Raw genomic sequence first — 20305 nt, forward strand, 5'->3', positions numbered from 1 at the left:
CAGACCTCCGCGTCGGCACCTCATGCAGGGGAAGGCACGTGGTACCGAGGAGGACGGTCGATGAACAAGCCAGACCTGCAGGCCGAGGGCATGATCTTCATCCACTCGGCTCCCACGGCGTTGCGCAGCCATGTCGAATGGGCTGTCGACGCCGCCGTCGTCGCGCCCTCCTTCCGGTGGACCCGCCAGCCCGTCGAGCCCGGGACATGGCGCTCGGAGGCCACGTGGCGCGGAACGGCCGCGTCCGCCGCCGCTCTCGTGTCGACCCTGGCCGCCTGGGGACGGCTGCGATTCGACCTGACGATCGAGTCCGGGGCACCATCGCGTCGATGGTCGGTGACCCCTGACCTCGGCGTGTTCAGCGCTGCCATGGACGAGGCCGGATCGGTGCTCGTCGACGAGCACCGCCTGCGCAACGCCGTCGCGCAGGCCCGGCGAGGGGCCGTCCTGGCCGACGAGATCGCCGACCTGCTGGGCGAGCCGTGGGACGTCGAGCTGGAGGCCTATCGGGCCTGCGACCCTCAGCTCGACGTCAGCTGGCTGGCGGTCTGAGACAGCGCGTTCGGGGACGCCGCCGGCGACTCAGCGGCTGGCGTGCGCGTTGGTGAAGGCCAGGGTGACGTTGTGGCCGCCGAACCCGAAGGAGTTGTTGAGCGCGGCCAGGTCGCCCTCGGGCAGCGCCGTCGTCTCCGTGACGACGTGCACCGGCAGATCGGCGTCGAGGGTGTGGGTGTTGATGGTCCCGGGAACCTTGTGTTCGAGCAGGGCCATGACGGCGGCGAGCGACTCCAGCGCCCCGGCACCACCGAGGAGGTGCCCGGTCATCGACTTGGTGCCGTTGACGAGGACCTCGTCGGTGGCGCCGCCGAGGGCCTCACGGATGGACGCGGCCTCGGCCGAGTCCCCCTGGGGGGTCGAGGTGGCGTGGGCATTGACGTGCTTGATGTCGGCCGGGTCGAGGCCGGCGTCATGCAGGGCCTTGCGCATCGCCGCGGCCTGGCCGGCGCCGGTCGGGTCGGGCTGGACGATGTCGTGGGCGTCGGCGGAGATCCCGGCCCCGGCGAGGGTGCCGTAGATCCTCGCGCCACGGGCCCGGGCATGCTCCAAGGTCTCGATGACCATGATGGCGGCGCCCTCGCCGAGGACGAAACCATTGCGCTCGACGTCCCACGGCCGGGAGGCGTGCTCGGGGTCGTCGTTGCGCGTCGAGAGTGCCTTCATCTGGGCGAAGGCGGCCAGCGGCAGCGGGTGGACGACGGCCTCGGTGCCGCCGACGACGACGACGTCGGCCCGGCCGAGACGGATCTGGTCGAGGCCGAGGGAGATGGCCTCGGAGGAGGAGGCGCAGGCCGAGACGGGGGTGTGGATGCCGCCGGTGGCGTGCAGCTCCAGTCCGATGTTGGCGGCCGGGGCGTTGGCCATGAGCATGGGGATGGTGAAGGGGCTGACGCGGCGGAACCCGCGATCCTTCTGGATGTCCCACTGGCCCAGGAGCGAGTGCAGGCCGCCGATGCCGGTGGCGCAGCACACGATGAGGCGCTCGGGGTCGATGCCGTTGTCGACGAGGTTCCCCTCCTCGTCGCGGGGCATCGTCAGGCCCGCATCGGCCCAGGCCTCGCGCGCGGCGACGAGGGCGAGCTGGCTCGACCGATCGAGGCGGCGGGCCTGGGCGTGCGGGATGTGGTTGGTCGGTTCGTCGACGACCTCGGCGGCGAAGGTCACCGGCAGGTCGCGGGCCCAGTCGTGCTCCAGGGTGTGGACGCCGTTACGGCCCTCCAAGAGCCCCTGCCACGTGCTGGGGGCATCGCCTCCCAGCGGGGTGGTGGCACCGAAACCGGTGATGACGACGTCAGACATGGGGCAACTCCTGGGGCCGAGGGGTGGAACGGGATCAGGCCTGGTGGGCGGCGATGTAGGCGACGGCGTCACCGACGGTCTTGAGGTTCTTGGACTCCTCGTCGGGGATCTCGACGCCGAACTTCTCCTCGCAGTCGTAGATGATCTCGACCATCGACAGGGAGTCGACGTCGAGGTCATCGGTGAACGACTTCTCGGCGGTGACCTCGGCCTGGTCGACGCCGGTGATGTCGTTGACGATGTCGGCGAGGTCGGACAGGATCTGGGCGTTGTCGGCCATGGTGTGCTTCCTTCTGTGTCGGATGACTGGCTGTCGGATGAGGGTCTGTCGGACGGGTGGAGGGGTCGGGGGTGGTGGCTTCATCAGGGCAGGACGACGACCTGCCCGGCGTACACCAGGCCGGCGCCGAAACCGATGATGAGGGCCAGGTCACCGCTGTGGGCGTCGCCACGGCGGAGCATGCGGTCCAGGGCGATCGGGATCGACGCCGCGGAGGTGTTGCCCATGTCCGTGATGTCGTGGCACACGGTCACTGACTCCGGCAGGCCGAGGTGGCGGACGATGACCTCGGTGATCCGGTCGTTCGCCTGGTGGGGGATGAAGACGTCGAGCTGGTCAGGGGCGATGCCCGCGGCGGCGATGGCCTCCTTGGCCTTCGTGGCGACCTCCGAGAGGGCCCACTTGAAGACCTTGTGGCCGTCCATGGCGATGAGCGGGTGATCGATGTCGGGGTGCGAGGCCACCTGCGTCCAGTCCTCGATCTCGATCGTCTCGACCTGGTCGGCGCGCGAACCCCACTGGGCCGGGCCGATGGCCGGTTCCTGGGAGGGCCCGAAGACGACCGCCCCGGCACCGTCGGAGAAGAGGAAGGCGGTCGACCGGTCGGCCATGTTCGTCATGTCCGAGAGCCGCTCGACGCCGATGGCCAGGACGTGGTGTGCGGCGCCGGAGCGGATGAGGGAGTCGGCCAGGGCCGTCGTGTAGCAGAACCCGGCGCAGGCGGCGTTGACGTCGAAGGCCGCGGCGCGATCCGCACCGACGGCCCGCGCCACATAGGTCGCCAAGGAGGGGGAGGGCCGGTGGTGCGAGACGGTGGCGATGATGACCGCGTCGATCCGGGAGGGTTCGAGGCCGGCGTCCTCGATGGCCTGTCGCCCGGCCTGGGCGGCCATGGCCTCGACGGTCTGCTCGGGGGTGGCCCACCGGCGTTCGGTGATGCCGGTGCGCTGCTCGATCCACTCCGGGGTGGAGTCGATGATCGTGCACATCTCCTCATTGGTGACGACGCGGTCGCCGCGCACCGATCCGGTGCCGAGCATCCGGGCGTAGGGCGCCCCGACGCTGGCGGTGAGGGTGGGGTGGGACATCAGGCCTCCGAGGTGGTGTGGGAGTGGGCGGCGACGAAGGCGCGGGCGTCGTCGAGCTGCTCGGGCTTGTCGAGATTGAACAACTCGACCCCCTTGAGGTTGCGCTTGGCGATCCCGGTGAGGGTGCCGGCCGGGGTGAGCTCGAGGATGCCGGTGACACCGTGCTCGGCCATCGTCGCCATGACGAGATCCCAGCGCACCGGACGGGCCACCTGCGCGACGAGCCGGTTGGCGAAGTCGCGTCCGTCGGTGACGAGGGCGCCGTCGAGGTCGCTGAGCAACCCCGTCGTCGGGGTCGACGTCGGCATGGCGGCCGCAACCTCGCGCAGGTGGTCGACGGCCGGCTCCATGTGCGGGGAGTGGAAGGCCCCGGCGACCGACAGGGGGAACAGACGGGTGCGGGCAGGCGGGTTCGCGGCGAGTTCGGCGAGCTGCTCGACGGTGCCGGCGGCGACGATCTGGCCCTTGCCGTTGTGATTCGCCGGGGTGATGCCGAGCTTCTCGAGGGTGGCGAGGACCTCGTCGGGGTCGCCGCCGATGATGGCGGTCATCGAGGTCTGGGTGATGGCCGCGGCGTCGGCCATCGCGCGTCCCCGCTCACGGACGAGGACCATGGCGGCCTCGGGGGAGAAGGCGCCCGCTCCCGCGCCCGCAGCGATCTCACCGACGCTGTGGCCGGCGACGAGGTCGGCCTGCTCGAAGAGGTCGGGGCTCACCGACGAGGCGGTGGCCAGGGCGGCGGCGACGAGCAGCGGTTGGGCGACCGCGGTGTCCTTGATGGTGGCCTCGTCGGAGGTCGTTCCGTGGGTCGCCAGATCGATGTCGGCGACGGCCGACAGCCACGCCAGGCGATCGGCGAAGGTCGGGTCCTCCAGCCATGCGGCGAGGAATCCGGGTTTCTGGGCCCCCTGGCCCGGGGCGACGACTGCTAGCACGACACCACTGTGCCCGTCCCGACCGCGCCGTGGCAGCCGTTCGCACGACGATTCGCGTCAGGGATCCTTGTCGGGTCCCCACAAAGGACGGTGCTCGGGTACGTGTGAGAAGCGATCAGGCCCGCACGGCGTCGCGCCGTGCTCGTTCGGCCAGGACGGCCGCCAGCACGTCGTTGACCGGGGTGTCGACGCCGACGGCGTCACCGAGGGACGGCAGGGCGCCGACCTGGGCGTCGAGTTCGCTGGCCCGTCCGGAGGTGATGTCGCGCTGGAAGGAGGTCGTCGACCGAGGGTCCTGGGTGGCCAGATAGGTGAGGACGCCGTCGAGGGTGTCCTCGGGCAGGTGCGCACCGTGGGCGCGTCCGACCCGGATCCACTCGTCGATGCAGCGGGCCAACAGGTCCCGGTGGTGCCCGAGGAGACGGCCGAGGTCGGCCTCGAGGGCGGCCCCGACCGCGCCCTGGGCGCAGACGTTGAGGGCCTTGGCCCAGATCTGGGTCGTCACGTCGTCCACCCGGGGGGAGTCGACGCCGGCCCGTTCGAGGGCAGCCCGCAGGGCGTCGACGTGGGGATGTGCCCTGCCGTCGAGGGCGCCGACGAGCAGGCTGCACGGTCCACCCATGTCCTCGATGACGCCGGGTTCGACGATCTTGACCCACTCCCGGCAGATGCCCGCCGCGGTGTGTTCGGGCCCGACGAGGGAGGCGACGAGGTCGGGCGTCGAGACGCCGTTCTGGGTCGTCACGACGAGAGTGTGCGGTCCGATGAGGGTCGGCAGGTAGGTGCGCACGGCGTCGGCGACCTGGAAGGTCTTGGTGCAGACCAGGACGATGTCGACCTGGCCGAGGGTGCTCGGGTCATCGGTGACGACGGGGTGGACGGTGATCTCGCGCCGGCCGACGATGCGCAGGCCGTGCTCGGCGATGGAGGCCAGCGTCGCGCCGCGGGCGACGAAGCTCACGTCGGCGCCGGCCGAGGCCATCATGGCGCCGTAGAAGCCGCCGATCGCCCCGGCGCCGATGACGACGATGCGCGGGCCCTCGGCGGTCATGCCCGGGCCCGTCGGACGGCCTCGACGACACTGGTGCGGGCGTCGGCGTCGGTGGCCGGGAGCATCGGCAGGCCCATCGAGGTGAGGGTCCGCTGCATCCCGGGGCCGACGTGGGTGGCGACGACGGCGTCGACGTCGTGGTCGCGCAGGAAGCGGACGATCCGGGCGTGGTGCGATCCCTCGGTGCCCTCGTCGTGGAGCCGGTCCCAGTCGACCTGGAAGGTCTGCCAGTCGGTCACCTCACCGGACTGGTCGAGGGTGGCGACGGCGACCATCGGGGCCTTGCCGAAGCGGGGCTCCACCGAGCCGTCGGGGCGTACCGGGATCATGAGGTTCATGCCTGCCACCCTAGTCGCGCCGGGCGATGGAACATGGATGCGTTCACCCCGCCAATCTCCCGAGCGTCACGGCGAGCCTCATGACGTAGGCCTCCCGCGGATCGGTCGGCGAGTAGCCGGTGACGTCCTGGATGCGCTTGAGGCGGTAGCGGACGGTGTTGGGGTGGACGAACATCGCCCGCCCGGTGCCCTCGACCGACCCGCCGTGGTCGAGGAAGGAGACGCAGGTGGCCATGAGGTCGCCGCCGGCCCGCTCGAGGGGGGCGTACACCTTGTCGACGAGCCACCGGACGGCCTGCTCGTCACCGGACAGGGCCCGCTCGGGCAGCAGGTCGGTGGCCGAGAGGACGCGCGGTCCCTCCGGCCAGGCGCCGGCAACGCGAGCCCCCGCGAGGGCGGCCCTGGCCGACATCGGGGCGGCGGTGAGGTCGGTGACGACCGGTCCGACGACGACCGGTCCCTCGGCGAAACTGTCCGCGAGCTGCTGGGCCGTGGTCATGGCCGAGAGGTCGTCGGTGATCGCCGTGCCGGCGATGATGGCGACGAGTCGGTGCGCCTGCATGGCTGCCAGGATGGTGAGACCCTGCTGTTCCCCGGCTCGCCGCAGGGAGGCGACCGGGGCGGACGTCGTCCCCGACCCGACGACGACGCAGAGGTTGACCCCCGCGCGCCAGCCCAGGGTCGAGGCCCGGGAGACGAGTTCCTCGTCGGCCTCCGAGCGGACGACGGCGTCGACGACGAGGGACTCGAGCCGCTCGTCCCAGGTGCCGCGCCGCTCGGCCGCCCGGGCGTACACCTCGGCGGCGGCGAAGGCGACCTCGCGCGAGTAGTGGACGATGGCGTTGGAGAGCACCTGGCGGTCGGCCCGCGGCATGGTCGTCGTGATCTGCTCCTCGACGACGTCGATGGTCGTGCGCACGAGATCGACGGTCTGGCGCAGCGAGATCTTGCGGGTCATCGACGCCGGTGCCGCACCGAAGACGTCGGTGGGGGAGTAGGGCTCGGCCTGGTCGTCGGCGAACCAGGTGACGAACCCGTCGATCCCCGACCTGGCGACGATGGAGATCCAGCTGCGCTCGTCCGCCGAGAGCTGACGGAACCACGAGTGACGGGTGTTCATCTCGGCCAGGGTGGCCGTCGTCATGGCCGAGGTGTGCTCGGCCAGGCGCTTGGTGATGGCCCGGCGGGTACGGTCTGAGGAGACGACGTCGCGCCCGGTGCTGGACACATGGACATGTCGCTCGTCGTGGGTGGGGGTCCTCGGCACTGCGCCTCCTCAAGTCGGGCCGAAGCCTACCCGTGCTCGGCGATGTCGGGCGCGGTTTGTGATTTTGCTCTCACGCTGCGACACAATGGGACGCGCGTCGAGACAGGACGCATCACCGTCGATGAGAAAGGAACCGGCGTGATCCCACGCGAAGTACCCGGCCCCGTCCTCAATGGACTGCCGACCACGCTTCCTGATCTGGATCCCGAGGAGACGCGGGAGTGGATCGAATCCCTCGACAAGATGGTCGAGGTCGACGGTGCGAATCGGGCCCGGGTCGTGCTGCTCAAGATGCTCGAGCATGCGCGCAGTCACAACAACCTCGGTCTGTCGGCGCTGACCTCGACCGACTACATCAACACCATCTCCGCCGAGGACGAGGCCCCCTACCCCGGTGATGAGGAGATCGAGCGTGACCTGCGGCGTCTGCTGCGGTGGAACGCCGCCATCACCGTCCAGCGCGCCCAGCGCCCGGGCATCGGCGTCGGCGGGCACATCTCGACCTATGCCTCCGCCGTCACCCTCTACGAGGTCGGCATGAACCACTTCTGGCGTGGGCAGGACGCCCCCGGTGGTGGTGATCAGGTGTTCTTCCAGGGGCATGCGGCCCCCGGCATGTACGCCCGCGCCTACCTCGAGGGACGCCTCACCGAGGAGGACCTCGACGGTTTCCGTCAGGAGAAGTCGAAGGCCCCGCACGGCCTGCCGTCCTACCCCCACCCGCGGATGCTGCCGGGCTTCTGGCAGTTCCCCACGGTGTCGATGGGCCTGGGGCCGGCCAACGCCATCTACCAGGCGTCGATGGACAAGTACCTCACCAACCGCGGCATCAAGGACTGCTCCGACCAGCACGTGTGGGCCTTCCTCGGTGACGGCGAGATGGACGAGCCCGAGTCGCGAGGCTTCCTCCAGGTGGCCGCCAACGAGCAGCTCGACAACCTCACCTTCGTCATCAACTGCAACCTCCAGCGTCTCGACGGCCCGGTCCGCGGCAACGGCAAGATTGTCCAGGAGCTCGAGTCGGTCTTCCGCGGTGCGGGATGGAACGTCATCAAGGTCGTCTGGGGCTCGGGTTGGGACAAGCTCCTGGCCGCGGATCGGGACGGCGCCCTCGTCGACGTCATGAACTCCACCCGCGACGGGGACTACCAGACCTTCAAGGCCAACGACGGCGCCTACGTGCGCGAGCACTTCTTCGGACGCGATCCGCGCACCGCCGCCATGGTGGAGAACTGGACCGACGACGAGATCTGGGCGCTGCGTCGAGGCGGCCACGACTACCGCAAGATGTACAGCGCGTACAAGGCCGCCACCGAGTTCAAGGGCGCCCCGACCGTCGTCCTGGCCTGCACCATCAAGGGTTACGACCTGGGCAGCCGCTTCGCCGGACGCAACGCCACCCACCAGATGAAGAAGCTCAACCTGCAGGACCTCAAGGAGTTCCGCGATCGGCTCAACATCCCGATCGCCGACGCCGTCCTCGAGGCCGACCCGTACCGCGCCCCCTACTACAACCCGGGACCGGACGACGAGCGCATCCGGTACCTCATGGAGCGCCGCCGCGCGCTGGGCGGATTCGTTCCCGAGCGCCGCACCGCGCACACCGCCCTGCCGATCCCCGGCCGCAAGGAGTTCGACGGCGTCAAGCGGGGATCGGGCAAGCAGGAGGTGGCCACGACGATGGCCTTCGTCCGGCTGCTCAAGGACCTCATGCGCGACAAGGACTTCGCTCCCTACGTCGTGCCGATCATCCCGGACGAGGCCCGCACCTTCGGCATGGACTCGCTCTTCCCGACGATCAAGATCTACAACCCGAACGGGCAGAACTACCTGCCGGTCGACCACGAGCTCATGCTGAGCTACCGGGAGGCGAAGAACGGGCAGATCCTCCACACCGGCATCAACGAGGCCGGCTCGACTGCGGCCTTCACCGCCGCCGGATCGGCCTACTCGACCCACGGCGTCCCGCTCGTGCCGGTGTACATCTTCTACTCGATGTTCGGCTTCCAGCGTTCCGGTGACGCCTTCTGGGCTGCCGGCGACCAGATGGCCAAGGGCTTCGTCATCGGGGCGACCGCCGGTCGCACGACGCTCACCGGTGAGGGCACCCAGCACATGGACGGTCACTCGCCCATGCTCGCGGCGACCAACCCGGCCGTCGTCAGCTACGACCCGGCCTACTCGTACGAGATCTCGCACATCGTCGAGGCCGGCCTCAACCGGATGTACGGGCCCGACGCCGAGGACGTCATGTTCTACCTCACGGTGTACAACGAGCCGATCGTCCAGCCGGCCGAGCCGGAGGGGATCGACGCCGAGGGCATCGTCAAGGGCATGTACCTGCTGGCTCCCGGCAGCTTCGAGGGGGTCAACGCGGACGCCCGCCGCGCCCAGATCCTCGCCTCGGGCGTGTCGGTGCCGTGGGCCCTGGAGGCCCAGCAGATCCTCAAGGAGGATCACGGCATCGTCGCCGACGTGTGGAGCGTCACGTCGTGGAACGAGCTTCGTCGGGACGCCATGGCGGCCGACGAGCAGGCCTTCCTCCATCCCGAGCAGGGACGTCGGACGCCTTACCTCGTCGAGCGTCTGGCGGACGCCCCCGGCCCGGTCGTCGCGGTGACCGACTACATGCGTCAGGTGCCCGACCAGATCGCCCAGTGGGTGCCCGGACGGTACGCGTCCCTGGGTGCCGATGGATTCGGGTTCTCGGACACCCGGGCCGCCGCGCGCCGGTTCTTCCACATCGACGGACCCTCGATCGCTGTGCGGGTGCTCCAGATGCTCGCCGAGGACGGAGAGGTGCCGGCCGAGTGGCCACGCGAGGCCGCCGAGAAGTACCACCTCCTCGACGTCAACGCCGGGACGACCGGTAGCGCCGGGGGAGAGTCCTGACCGATCGGGGCGACGACATGCCGGGGGTGCCCAGTCATGGGTGCCCCCGGTGTGCGTTCGGGGGTCGGGAGAGGTCGTCCGACGGCTGCTGATACGCTGTGACGGCAGCACAACTAAACCGCATTAGTCCTCGTGGCGCGGTGGCCACGAGATGCGGCGAGGATGGGAGATCGTCACATGGGTGTGAATCGTCGACAGGTTCTGGCAGGTGCCGCGTGGAGCGCACCGGCAGTGGCGGTCGCCACTGCGCTCCCGGCCTTCGCGGCCTCCGGTGGGACCGGCCCGGCGCCAGCGTCCTCCGCGCTGACCGCGGTGTACGTCGAGGTCAATCACGAGGACCTGGCGACTGTCGGGACGTTTGTCCTCGAGGGATCGAGGCGACCGGTCTTCGACCTGGCGATGATCTTCGCGGCGAACATCAACTTCGACGGAACCGCGGCCTACCTCCACCTCAATGATCGCGTCACGGCGACCCTCGACGACGCCGACACCCAGATCAGGCCCTTGCAGGCCAAGGGGACCAAGGTGCTGCTGTCCGTCCTGGGCAATCACCAGGGAGCCGGCTTCGCGAACTTCCCGACCGAGCAGGATGCCGACTGGTTCGCAGCCAAGGTCGCCAAGGTCGTGCACGAGTACCACCTCGACGGCGTCGATCTCGACGACGAGTACTCCGAGTACGGCACGAACGGGACCGGGAATCCGAACGAGGACTCGTTCGTCTGGCTGGTTCACGCCTTGCGCCGCCATCTGGCACCCCACGAACTCATCACGTTCTACGCCATCGGGCCGTCGGCCGAGCGCACCGTGTCGGGCTCGGGCAAGGCATCGGATGCCTTGGACTACGCCTGGAACCCGTGGTACGGCTCGTACAGTGCACCGTCGGTCCCGGGGATGGCCAAGGATCACCTCGGTGCGGCCGCGGTCGACTGGGGCCGCACCTCGCCCTCGACGGTGCAGTCCATGGCCTCGCGCACGGTGGAGGACGGGTACGGCGTCTTCATGTCGTACGACCTGCGGGACACGACCGACCTGTCGTCGGTCCAGGCCATGACTCTCGTCCTCCGGGGGGAACGGGCTGTCCGGAGCTGACCACCGCCCACGGGCCACCGGAGGGTGCCACGATGTGGGTGCCCCCGGTGGTCGTCGGCGTCATGTTCTGGCACGCTAGTGGTGGCAGGCAGGCCCCTGCCGTGTGGAACGAGGGAAAGCGAAGGATCCGTGGGTAGCGCGACCGATTTCGACAAGCTCGGGTTCGAGTCCGGGCAGGTCGTCCAGGAGCTCGGTTGGGACGAGGACGTCGACGAGGACCTGCGTCAGCTCGTCATGGACACCATCGACGGTGAGCTCGTCGAGGACTGCCTGGACGCCGTCGACGTCGTGTGGATGTGGTTGCGTCGGGAGGACGACGAGGTCGCGGACGCGCTCGTCGACGCCATGCGTGACCTCTCCGACGAGGGGTTCATCCTGCTGGTCACCCCGAAGGTCGGCCGTGACGGGGCCATCGACCCCTCGGACCTGGCGGAGGGCGCCGAGACGGCGGGCATGGTGCTCACCTCGACCTACAACGTCTCGGACGACTGGCAGGCGCACAAGGTGGTGCGGCCCCGCGGCGGACGCCGCTGACGTGTCGATACGCGGCGGACGCCGCTGACGTGTCGATACGCGGCGGACGCCGTTGAAATCTTGACCCGAGGCGGACGCCGCTGACGCTGTCGCACCACCTCGCTAGGGTGGTGGTCATGGCAGTGAGCACCTACCGTGCGGCGGACGATCGCTACGACACGATGACCTATCGCCGCTGCGGGGCCAGTGGTCTGTTGCTCCCGGCGGTATCGCTGGGGCTGTGGCAGAACTTCGGCGACCTGCACACCGGCGCCACCCAGCGCGCCGTCCTGCGTCGCGCCTTCGACCGCGGCGTCACGCACTTCGACCTGGCCAACAACTACGGGCCGCCGTACGGGCAGGCCGAGATCAACTTCGGGCGCATCTTCGCCACTGACTTCAAGGCCCACCGTGACGAGCTCATCATCTCGTCCAAGGCGGGCTACGACATGTGGCCGGGGCCCTACGGTCAGGGTGGCGGCAGCCGCAAGTACCTCATCGCCTCCTGCGACCAGTCCCTCGCGCGGATGGGTCTGGACTACGTCGACATCTTCTACTCGCACCGCTTCGACCCCGACACCCCGCTCGAGGAGACGATGGGTGCTCTCGACCGGATCGTGCGCTCGGGTCGGGCGCTCTACGTCGGGGTCTCGTCCTACGACCCCGAGCAGACGACCCGGGCGGCCCGGATCGCCCGCGACCTCGGCACGCCGCTGCTCATCCACCAGCCGCGCTACAACATGCTCGACCGGTGGATCGAGGACGGCCTGCTCGACACCTGTGAGCAGGAGGGGATGGGCGTCATCTGCTTCTCCCCGCTCGCCCAGGGCCTCCTCACGACGAAGTACCTGTCGGGCATTCCCGCCGACTCCCGGGCCGGCATGGGGTCGGTGTCGCTGCGGCCCAACCGGATCGACGCGGACACCCTCTCGACGGTGCTGGCCCTCAACGAGATCGCCATCGACCGCGACCAGTCCCTGGCCCAGCTGGCGCTGTCGTGGATCCTGCGGGACGAGCGGGTCACCAGCGTCCTCGTCGGGGCGTCCAGCGTCGCCCAGCTCGACTCCGACATCGACGCCCTGGCAGCTGCGCCGCTCACCGACGACGAACTCGTGCGCATCGAGACGGTCCTCGCCGAACGTCAGCTGTGAGCCACCCACCCACCACCCTCACGAAGGAGATCACATGGGAGCCGTGAAGTCCCAGCTCAAGTCCGACCTCGTCACCGCGATGAAGGCCCATGACGAGGTCGCCAAGTCGGCGATCAGGATGGCCGTCTCGGCGATCATGGCCGAGGAGGTCGCCGGGGACGCCGCCCGCGACCTCACCGACGCCGAGGAGCAGGCGGTCCTCGTCAAGCAGGTCAACAGCCGACGCGACTCGGCCCAGGCCTACCGTGACGGTGGTAGGGAGGAACTCGCCCGGGCCGAGGAGGCCGAGATCGCCGTGCTCGAGAAGTACCTGCCGGCCCAGCTCACGGCCGATGAGGTGCGCGCCATCGTCGACGAGGAGATCACTGCCGCCGCTGGCGGGCAGGCACCCACGATGAAGCTCATGGGTCCGGTCATGAAGGCGGTCCAGGCTCGGGTGCAGGGACGGTTCGACGGCCGCGAGACGGCAACCATCGTCAAGAAGGCCCTCTCCTGAGGTCGAACCACGGCCGCGCCTGCTAAGCTGCGCTCAACGCCCTTTAAGAGTGATCCCGTGAGGTCACGAAGGTCGTCAGCACAGGCGCGGCTCACCCCGGTGACGCCGGCCGATCCGGTGCTACCTGCCTTCCTGACCCCAGGGGTCGGAACCCGCCGTGGACGTCGGCGGGACGACGAGTCAGGAGTACCGGCATGACCCTCAACCACGACGGACCAGCGACCAGTTCCGTCACCGTCATGGATGCCGACGCCGTCAATCGCGCGTTGGCACGTATCTGCTACGAGATCATCGAACGCAACGAGGGCCTGGACCACCTGGCCATCGTCGGGGTGCGCACCCGTGGGGTCCCGCTCGCCCGACGGATCGCCCAGCGCCTCGCCCAGATCGAGGGCACCCCGGTGCCCTCCGGGGAGCTCGACATCACCCTCTACCGGGACGACCTCGACCCCAACGAGCAGCCCACCCCCACCGAGGGGCCGACGGTCCACGGCGGTGACCTGCCCGAGTCCCTGGCCGGCAAGACCGTCGTCCTCGTCGACGACGTCCTCTTCACCGGGCGCACCACCCGCGCCGCCCTCGACGCCCTCATGGACCACGGCCGCCCCGACCGGATCCTCCTGGCGGTCCTCGTCGACCGTGGCCACCGCGAGCTGCCGATCCGCGCCGACTTCGTCGGCAAGAACATGCCCACCTCCCTCGACGAGGCCGTCGACGTCCACCTGTCCGAGGTCGACGGTGAGGATCTCGTCGCGATCCGGAAGGTGGCCCAGGCATGAGCCCGAACGCCATCACCCCGCCGCCCCGGTTCGCGGCCAAGCACTTCCTGTCGGTCGAGGACCTGCCCACCGAGGAGGTCTTGGGCATCGTCGAGCGGGGCCGGGCGTTCAAGGCCGGCGCCAGGCCGCGGCTGGGACCCGACCGGGTGGCCATCAACATGTTCTTCGAGGACTCCACCCGCACCATGACGAGCTTCCAGATGGCCGAGCACCGACTCGGCATGAAGGTGCTCGACTTCGACCCCAAGCACTCCTCGGTGACCAAGGGCGAGAGCCTCTACGACTCGGTGCGCACCGTCGACGCCATCGGGGCGGACGTCGCCGTCATCCGGCACTCCCGCAATGCCTACTACGAGCAGTTGCTGGCCCCCGGTCGGCTCGAGCTGTGTCTCGTCAACGCCGGCGACGGATCGGGCCAGCACCCGAGCCAGTGCATGCTCGACCTCATGACGATCGCCGAGGAGTTCGGCCACTTCGACGGCCTCACGGTCGCCATCAGCGGCGACATCGCCCACTCCCGGGTGGCCCGCTCGGACGCCCAGATCCTCGCCCGACTGGGGGCGCGTGTCGTCTTCACCGGCCCGCGTGAGTGGATGGACCACGAGGTGACCCGGCTCGGTGAGATCACCACCCTCGACGAGGTCATCGCCGACGTCGACGTCGCCATGATGCTGCGGGTGCAGCACGAGCGGTTCGACGCCGGCCCCGACTTCTCGGCCGAGGACTACCTCAAGGCCTATGGCCTCACCGACGAACGGGCGGCGCGGATGCGCCCGGAGGCCATCATCATGCATCCGGCCCCGGTCAACCGCGGCACCGAGATCTCCTCGAAGCTCGTCGAGGCCGAGCAGTCGCGTATCTTCGCCCAGATGCACAACGGCGTCATGGTGCGCATGGCCATCCTCGAGACGGTCCTCGACGCGGCGGAGCGGGCATGAGTCGAACCCTCCTCACCGACCTGGTCATGCTCGAGGGGGGCACCCCGGTGCCCTCCCAGGTACTCGTCGCCGACGGCCGCGTCGAGGTCATCTCCCGAGGCCGGACGAGCGCTCTGGACGGCGTCGACGCCGAAGTGCTGAGCCTGGACGGGGCCCTGCTCACCCCAGGGCTGGTCGACCTGCACGACCATCTGCGCGAGCCCGGCCAGGAGGTCAAGGAGACCATCGCCACGGGCACGGCCGCCGCCGCCCGTGGCGGTTGGACCACCGTGTGCGCCATGCCGAACACGGTCCCCGACCCGCACAGCCCCGAGCTGCTGGGAGAGATGCTCAGGAGATTCGCGGCGGACGGCGTCGTCAAGGTGCTGCCCATCTCGCCGATCACCGTCGGCCTGGTGAGCGAGGATCTCGTCGACCTGCCCGCCCAGGTGCAGGCCGGCGCCGTCGCCTTCTCCAATGACGGCAAGGGCGTGCAGAGCGCCGGGGTCATGTACGACGCCATGCGCGCCGCGGCCGTCCTCGGCCGCCCGGTGGCCGCCCATGCCGAGGACGACTCGCTGGTGCGCGGGGGAGTGCTCAATGACGGACGCCGCGCTCTCGAGCTCGGCCTGCCGGGGATCACCCGACTGGCCGAGACGGTCCAGGTGGTCCGCGACCTGGCCATCGCCGAGCAGACCGGCGCCCACTACCACCTGTGCCACGCCTCGACCCGCGAGTCGATCCGCGCGGTGCGCCGGGCGCAGGCCGACGGCGTCCACGCCACCGCCGAGGCCGCGCCGCACCACCTGCTGCTGGCCGACGAGGACATCCCCGCCGACGACGGGCAGTACAAGATGAACCCGCCGCTGCGCACCCGCGACGACGTCGAGGCCATGGTCGAGGGACTGTGCGACGGGACCATCGGTGCCATCGCCACCGACAACGCCCCGCACACCGCTGCCGAGAAGGACTGCTCCATGCGGGACGCGGCCTTCGGCGTCATCACCAACGAGCACACCTTCGCCCTGCTCCACACGGCCTTCGTCCTGCCCGGGCGGTTCCGCCTGGACCAGCTCGTGCACTGGCTCACCGACGGCCCGGCCGACCTCTTCGGGCTCACCGAGGCGGGGCGACTCCGGGTCGGCGGACCGGCCGACCTCGCGGCCTTCGACCTGGCCCGTGAGGTGACGGTCGATCCGGAGTCCTTCGCCGGGAAGGGTCGCAACAGTCCGTTCCGTGGACGCCGCGTGCTCGGCGACTGCATCTTGACCATGGTGGACGGTGTCATCGTCCACTCCAACCGGAAGGATCGCCCATGACGACGAGGACCCTGCTGCTGGCCGACGGGACCCACATGACCGGCGAGGCCTTCGGAGCCGACCGGCAGGTCACCGCCGAGGTCGTCTTCACCACCGGCATGACCGGGTACCAGGAGACCCTCACCGACCAGTCCTACAACGGGCAGATCGTCACCTTCACCTACCCCCTCATCGGCAACACCGGCATCAATCGGGACGACATGGAGTCGCTCTTCCCGACGACCGCCGGGGTCGTCTGCCGGGAGGTCCCCAGGCTGTCGTCCAACTGGCGCGACCGGCAGAGCCTCGACGCCTTCCTCAAGGTGCACGGCATCCCCGGGCTGGCCGGCATCGACACCCGCGCGCTGGTGCGACGACTGCGCACCGAGGGCGTCATGAAGGGGGTGCTGCTCGGGCCGGACGCCGACCTCGAGGTCGAACTGGAGCGGTTGCGAGAGACCGAACTGCCGACCGACCAGATCGCCCAGGTGTCCACCCGCACCGCCTACCCCAGCCCACTGGGCGGCCACAGCGTCGTCCTCTTCGACTTCGGACTCAAGCACTCGATCCTCCGAGAACTCGGCAAGCGCGGGTGCGCGGTGACCGTCGTCCCCCACGACATCTCCGCCGACCGGGTCCGTGCCCTGGCTCCCGACGGGATCATGCTGTCGAACGGCCCGGGCGACCCCAAGAGTGTGCCGGGGGTCCAGGAGGTCATCCGTGAACTCCAGGAGGAGTACCCCATCTTCGGCATCTGCATGGGACACCAGCTCTTCTGCCTGGCCAACGGCGCGGACACCTACAAGCTGCGCTTCGGGCACCGCGGGTTCAACCACCCGGTACGCGACCTCGCCACCGGCCGGATCGACTTCACCAGCCAGAACCACGGGTATGCCGTCGACCCGGCGTCGATCCGTGGCACCGAACTCGAGGTGACCCAGATCGAGATCAACGACGAGACCATCGAGGGGGTGCGCCACCGGCGACTCGGCTCCTTCTCCGTGCAGTACCACCCCGACGCCGCCGCCGGCCCGCATGACGCCGCCCACATCTTCGACGACTTCATCGCCCTCATGGACGCCGGGCGACCCGCCCGTGCCGACCTCGCCCCCCGCTCCGACCTCGCCCTCACGGAAGGGACCCACTGATGCCCCGTCGCACCGACCTGCACCGCATCCTCGTCATCGGATCGGGGCCCATCGTCATCGGCCAGGCCGCCGAGTTCGACTACGCCGGGACCCAGGCCTGCCTGGCACTCAAGGAGGAGGGGTACGAGGTCATCCTCGTCAACTCCAACCCGGCGACCATCATGACCGACCGTGAGATCGCCGATCGGGTCTACATCGAACCCATCACCCTGGAGTTCGTCAGCCAGATCCTGCGCCGGGAACGACCCGACGCCATCGTCCCGACCCTGGGTGGCCAGACCGGTCTCAACATGGCCCGCGACCTGGCGCAGTCCGGGATTCTCGACGAGCTCGGCATCGAGCTCCTGGGCACCGACCTGTCGGCCATCGAGAAGGCCGAGGACCGTGACCTCTTCAAGCAGCTCATGACCGAGCTCGGACAGCCCGTCGCCAAGTCGGACATCGTCCACACCGTCGTCGAGGCCGTCGAGGTCGGCGCCCGGATCGGCTACCCGCTCATCGTCCGGCCGGCGTACACCCTCGGTGGCACCGGCGGCGGCATCTGCCATGACGAGACCGAACTCATCCGCGTCGTCGGCAAGGGGCTGGAACTGTCCCCGGTCACCGAGTGCCTCGTCGAACAGTCGATCGCCGGGTACAAGGAGATCGAGTACGAGATGATGCGCGACGGTGCCGACAACACCATGGTCGTGTGCACCATGGAGAACTTCGACCCGGTCGGCGTCCACACCGGTGACTCCATCGTCTTCGCTCCCATCCAGACCCTCACCGACGTCGAGCACGAGATGCTGCGCGACGCCTCCATCGAGATCGTCCGCGCGCTGGGCATCGAGGGCGGCTGCAACGTCCAGCTCGCCCTCGACCCCGACTCCTTCGACTACTACGTCATCGAGGTCAACCCGCGCGTCTCGCGGTCCTCGGCACTGGCCTCCAAGGCCACCGGGTACCCCATCGCCAAGATCGCCGCGAAGATCGCCGTCGGCCTCACCCTCGACGAGATCCGCAACCCCGTCACCGGCACGACCTGGTCGATGTTCGAGCCCATGCTCGACTACGTCGTCGCGAAGATCCCGCGCTGGCCGTTCGACAAGTTCGCCCGCGCCGACCGACGCCTGGGGACCCAGATGAAGGCCACCGGGGAGGTCATGTCGATTGGGCGCACCATCGAGGAGTCCCTCCTCAAGGCGGTGCGCAGCCTCGAGATCGGGGTCGACCACATCTGGTTCCCGGCCGTGGCCGACCTGCCCGACGACGTCCTCGAGGAGCACCTCGTCCACGCCCGGGACGACCGGCTCTTCTGCCTGGCCGAGGCCATCCGACGCGGTCGGACCGTCCGCGAACTGCACGACCAGACCGGCATCGACCTGTTCTTCCTCGACAAGATCGCCCACCTGCTCGAGATCGAGGATCGGCTGCGCGTCACGCCGGGTGACGAGGAGTCGCTGTGGATCGCCAAGCGCCACGGATTCTCCGACCCGGCCATCGCCCGCGCCTGGGGACGGACCCCCGACGAGGTGCGTGCCCAGCGTCAGGGGGCCGGGTTCATCCCCGTGTACAAGATGGTCGACACCTGTGCCGGGGAGTTCGAGTCGCAGACGCCGTACTTCTACTCGACCTACGAGCAGGAGAACGAGTCGATCCGGTCCGAGCGTCCGAGCATCCTCGTCCTGGGATCCGGCCCGATCCGCATCGGCCAGGGCATCGAGTTCGACTACGCCACCGTCCACTCGGTCAAGGCCATCCAGGCCGCCGGGTACGAGGCCATCATCATGAACTCCAACCCCGAGACCGTCTCGACGGACTTCTCCATCTCGGACAAGCTCTACTTCCAGCCGCTCACCGTCGAGGACGTCCTCGACGTCATCGAGCTCGAGCAGCCGACCGGGGTCATCGTCCAGTTCGGTGGCCAGACGGCGATCAACCTGGCCGGGCCGCTGGCCGCCCACGGGGTGACGATCCTCGGCACCCAGTTGGCCGACCTCGACCGGGCCGAGGACCGGGAGGGCTTCGAGCAGCTCCTGGCCTCCCTCGACATCCCGCAGGCCCCCGGCGGCATCGCCCGGTCCGGTGACGAGGCCCTGGCGGTGGCCGAGGAACTCGGGTACCCGGTGCTCGTCCGACCGTCGTACGTCATCGGCGGGCGAGCCATGGCCATCGTCGCCGGACCCGACGAGTTGCGGACCTACATGCGTGAGGCCGTCCACGCCAGCCCGGACAAGCCGGTGCTCATCGACCGGTACCTCGAGGGCTTGGAGTGCGAGGTCGACGCCATCTGCGACGGCACCGACGTCCTCATCCCCGGCATCATGGAACACATCGAGCGGGCCGGGGTGCACTCGGGCGACTCGATGGCCATCTACCCGCCAGTCGGCATGAGCCAGCCGGTCAAGGACCGCATCATCGAGGTGACGACGAAGCTCGCCCTGGGGCTCAACACCCGCGGCATCCTCAACATCCAGTTCGTCGTGGCCGACGGCGTCGTCAACGTCATCGAGGCCAACCCGAGGGCGTCGCGCACGGTGCCGTTCCTCTCGAAGGTCACCGGGGTGTCGATGGCCGAGGTCGCCACCAGGGTCATCCTCGGCCAGAAACTGGCCGACCTGGGCCTGGAACCGGGACTGTTGCCCGAGTCGAAGCGCATCCACGTCAAGTCACCGGTGTTCAGCTTCTCCAAGCTCGACCTCGTCGACTCGCACCTGGGCCCCGAGATGAAGTCGACCGGTGAGGTCATGGGGTCCGACGACACCCTCGAGAAGGCGCTGTACAAGGCCTTCGAGGCGGCCGGGTTGCACGTGCCCGAGTACGGCAAGATCCTCCTCACGGTGGCCGACGACGCCAAGGCCGAGGCCCTCGACCTGGCACGCCGGTTCGACCGCATCGGCTTCCAGCTCGTCGCGACGACTGGCACGGCCCGGTACTTCCGTGAGGCCGGGCTCAAGATCGACGTCGCCCACAAGATCGGCAGCACGACCCATGACGGAGCAGGCCAGGACGGGTCGACCGAGTCGGTGCTCGATCTCATCAACCGGTCCGGGTGCGACGCCGTCATCAACGTCACCGGCAAGGGCCAGGACACGATCATCGACGGCAAGCAGATCCGCCGGGCGGCGATCGGCCGGGGCATCCCGCTGTTCACGTCGCTGGACACCGCCGGGGCCATCTGCCGGGTCATGGAGTCGCGGGTCTTCTCGACCGAGGTCATCTGA

General features: G+C 69.4%; 18 protein-coding genes. 11 read left to right on the forward strand and 7 right to left on the reverse strand.

What is annotated here, in order from left to right; genetic code table 11:
- Positions 1-60: 60 nt before the first annotated feature.
- The gene (locus E0E30_RS04675; protein ID WP_130865299.1) at positions 61-552 is read left to right on the forward strand and encodes a DUF3145 family protein; all 492 of its coding nucleotides are present in this window, start codon (positions 61-63) and stop codon (positions 550-552) included.
- 30 nt (positions 553-582) lie between these two features.
- Here E0E30_RS04675 and E0E30_RS04680 read toward each other — a convergent pair whose 3' ends face one another.
- From E0E30_RS04680 to E0E30_RS04710, 7 genes are all read right to left on the reverse strand, one after another.
- On the reverse strand, positions 583-1857 hold the full coding sequence (locus E0E30_RS04680; RefSeq protein WP_130865300.1) for a beta-ketoacyl-[acyl-carrier-protein] synthase family protein: 1275 nt from the start codon (positions 1855-1857) through the stop codon (positions 583-585).
- Positions 1858-1891: 34 nt separating this feature from the next.
- Complete coding sequence (locus E0E30_RS04685) at positions 1892-2137, reverse strand: acyl carrier protein (protein ID WP_130865301.1); 246 nt, start codon at positions 2135-2137, stop codon at positions 1892-1894.
- Positions 2138-2220: 83 nt separating this feature from the next.
- A complete protein-coding gene (locus E0E30_RS04690; RefSeq protein WP_130865302.1) occupies positions 2221-3225 on the reverse strand; it encodes a beta-ketoacyl-ACP synthase III in 1005 nt (334 codons plus the stop codon).
- Positions 3225-4100 carry an ACP S-malonyltransferase gene (locus E0E30_RS04695; protein ID WP_245306649.1) on the reverse strand — a complete coding sequence of 292 codons (876 nt, stop codon included), beginning with the start codon at positions 4098-4100 and terminating at the stop codon, positions 3225-3227. The genes E0E30_RS04690 and E0E30_RS04695 overlap by 1 nt, the downstream gene beginning before the upstream one ends.
- 175 nt (positions 4101-4275) lie before the next feature.
- Complete coding sequence (locus E0E30_RS04700) at positions 4276-5211, reverse strand: 2-dehydropantoate 2-reductase (protein WP_130865304.1); 936 nt, start codon at positions 5209-5211, stop codon at positions 4276-4278.
- Complete coding sequence (locus E0E30_RS04705; RefSeq protein ID WP_130865305.1) at positions 5208-5549, reverse strand: NifB/NifX family molybdenum-iron cluster-binding protein; 342 nt, start codon at positions 5547-5549, stop codon at positions 5208-5210. Before E0E30_RS04705 ends, E0E30_RS04700 begins: the two co-directional genes overlap by 4 nt.
- A 43-nt stretch (positions 5550-5592) precedes the next feature.
- The gene (locus E0E30_RS04710) at positions 5593-6693 is read right to left on the reverse strand and encodes a PucR family transcriptional regulator (RefSeq protein ID WP_130865306.1); all 1101 of its coding nucleotides are present in this window, start codon (positions 6691-6693) and stop codon (positions 5593-5595) included.
- A gap of 261 nt (positions 6694-6954) precedes the next feature.
- Here E0E30_RS04710 and aceE point away from each other — a divergent pair, with 261 nt between their 5' ends.
- The 10 genes from aceE to carB all read left to right on the forward strand — a co-directional run bounded on the left by aceE (position 6955) and on the right by carB (position 20305).
- The gene (aceE, locus tag E0E30_RS04720; protein ID WP_245306504.1) at positions 6955-9708 is read left to right on the forward strand and encodes a pyruvate dehydrogenase (acetyl-transferring), homodimeric type; all 2754 of its coding nucleotides are present in this window, start codon (positions 6955-6957) and stop codon (positions 9706-9708) included.
- 177 nt (positions 9709-9885) lie between these two features.
- On the forward strand, positions 9886-10797 hold the full coding sequence (locus E0E30_RS04725) for an endo-beta-N-acetylglucosaminidase H (protein ID WP_130865309.1): 912 nt from the start codon (positions 9886-9888) through the stop codon (positions 10795-10797).
- Positions 10798-10926: 129 nt separating this feature from the next.
- Positions 10927-11331, forward strand: a complete 405-nt coding sequence (locus E0E30_RS04730; protein ID WP_130865310.1) for a DUF3052 domain-containing protein — start codon at positions 10927-10929, stop codon at positions 11329-11331.
- A 116-nt stretch (positions 11332-11447) separates the two neighbouring features.
- Complete coding sequence (gene mgrA, locus E0E30_RS04735; RefSeq protein ID WP_130865311.1) at positions 11448-12461, forward strand: L-glyceraldehyde 3-phosphate reductase; 1014 nt, start codon at positions 11448-11450, stop codon at positions 12459-12461.
- Positions 12462-12495: 34 nt separating this feature from the next.
- Positions 12496-12957 carry a GatB/YqeY domain-containing protein gene (locus tag E0E30_RS04740; protein WP_130865312.1) on the forward strand — a complete coding sequence of 154 codons (462 nt, stop codon included), beginning with the start codon at positions 12496-12498 and terminating at the stop codon, positions 12955-12957.
- Between the two features lie 194 nt (positions 12958-13151).
- Positions 13152-13736 carry a bifunctional pyr operon transcriptional regulator/uracil phosphoribosyltransferase PyrR gene (gene pyrR, locus E0E30_RS04745; RefSeq protein WP_130865313.1) on the forward strand — a complete coding sequence of 195 codons (585 nt, stop codon included), beginning with the start codon at positions 13152-13154 and terminating at the stop codon, positions 13734-13736.
- Positions 13733-14674: an aspartate carbamoyltransferase catalytic subunit gene (locus E0E30_RS04750; RefSeq protein ID WP_130865314.1), complete on the forward strand. Its 942-nt coding sequence runs from the start codon at positions 13733-13735 to the stop codon at positions 14672-14674. Before pyrR ends, E0E30_RS04750 begins: the two co-directional genes overlap by 4 nt.
- Positions 14671-15972 (forward strand): dihydroorotase, encoded by a 1302-nt coding sequence (locus E0E30_RS04755; protein WP_130865315.1) that lies wholly within the window; start codon positions 14671-14673, stop codon positions 15970-15972. Before E0E30_RS04750 ends, E0E30_RS04755 begins: the two co-directional genes overlap by 4 nt.
- Complete coding sequence (gene carA / locus E0E30_RS04760) at positions 15969-17099, forward strand: glutamine-hydrolyzing carbamoyl-phosphate synthase small subunit (protein WP_130865316.1); 1131 nt, start codon at positions 15969-15971, stop codon at positions 17097-17099. Before E0E30_RS04755 ends, carA begins: the two co-directional genes overlap by 4 nt.
- The gene (gene carB / locus E0E30_RS04765; RefSeq protein ID WP_130865317.1) at positions 17099-20305 is read left to right on the forward strand and encodes a carbamoyl-phosphate synthase large subunit; all 3207 of its coding nucleotides are present in this window, start codon (positions 17099-17101) and stop codon (positions 20303-20305) included. Before carA ends, carB begins: the two co-directional genes overlap by 1 nt.

Source organism: Acidipropionibacterium timonense (assembly GCF_900605005.1).
Classification (GTDB): Bacteria; Actinomycetota; Actinomycetes; order Propionibacteriales; family Propionibacteriaceae; genus Cutibacterium; species Cutibacterium timonense.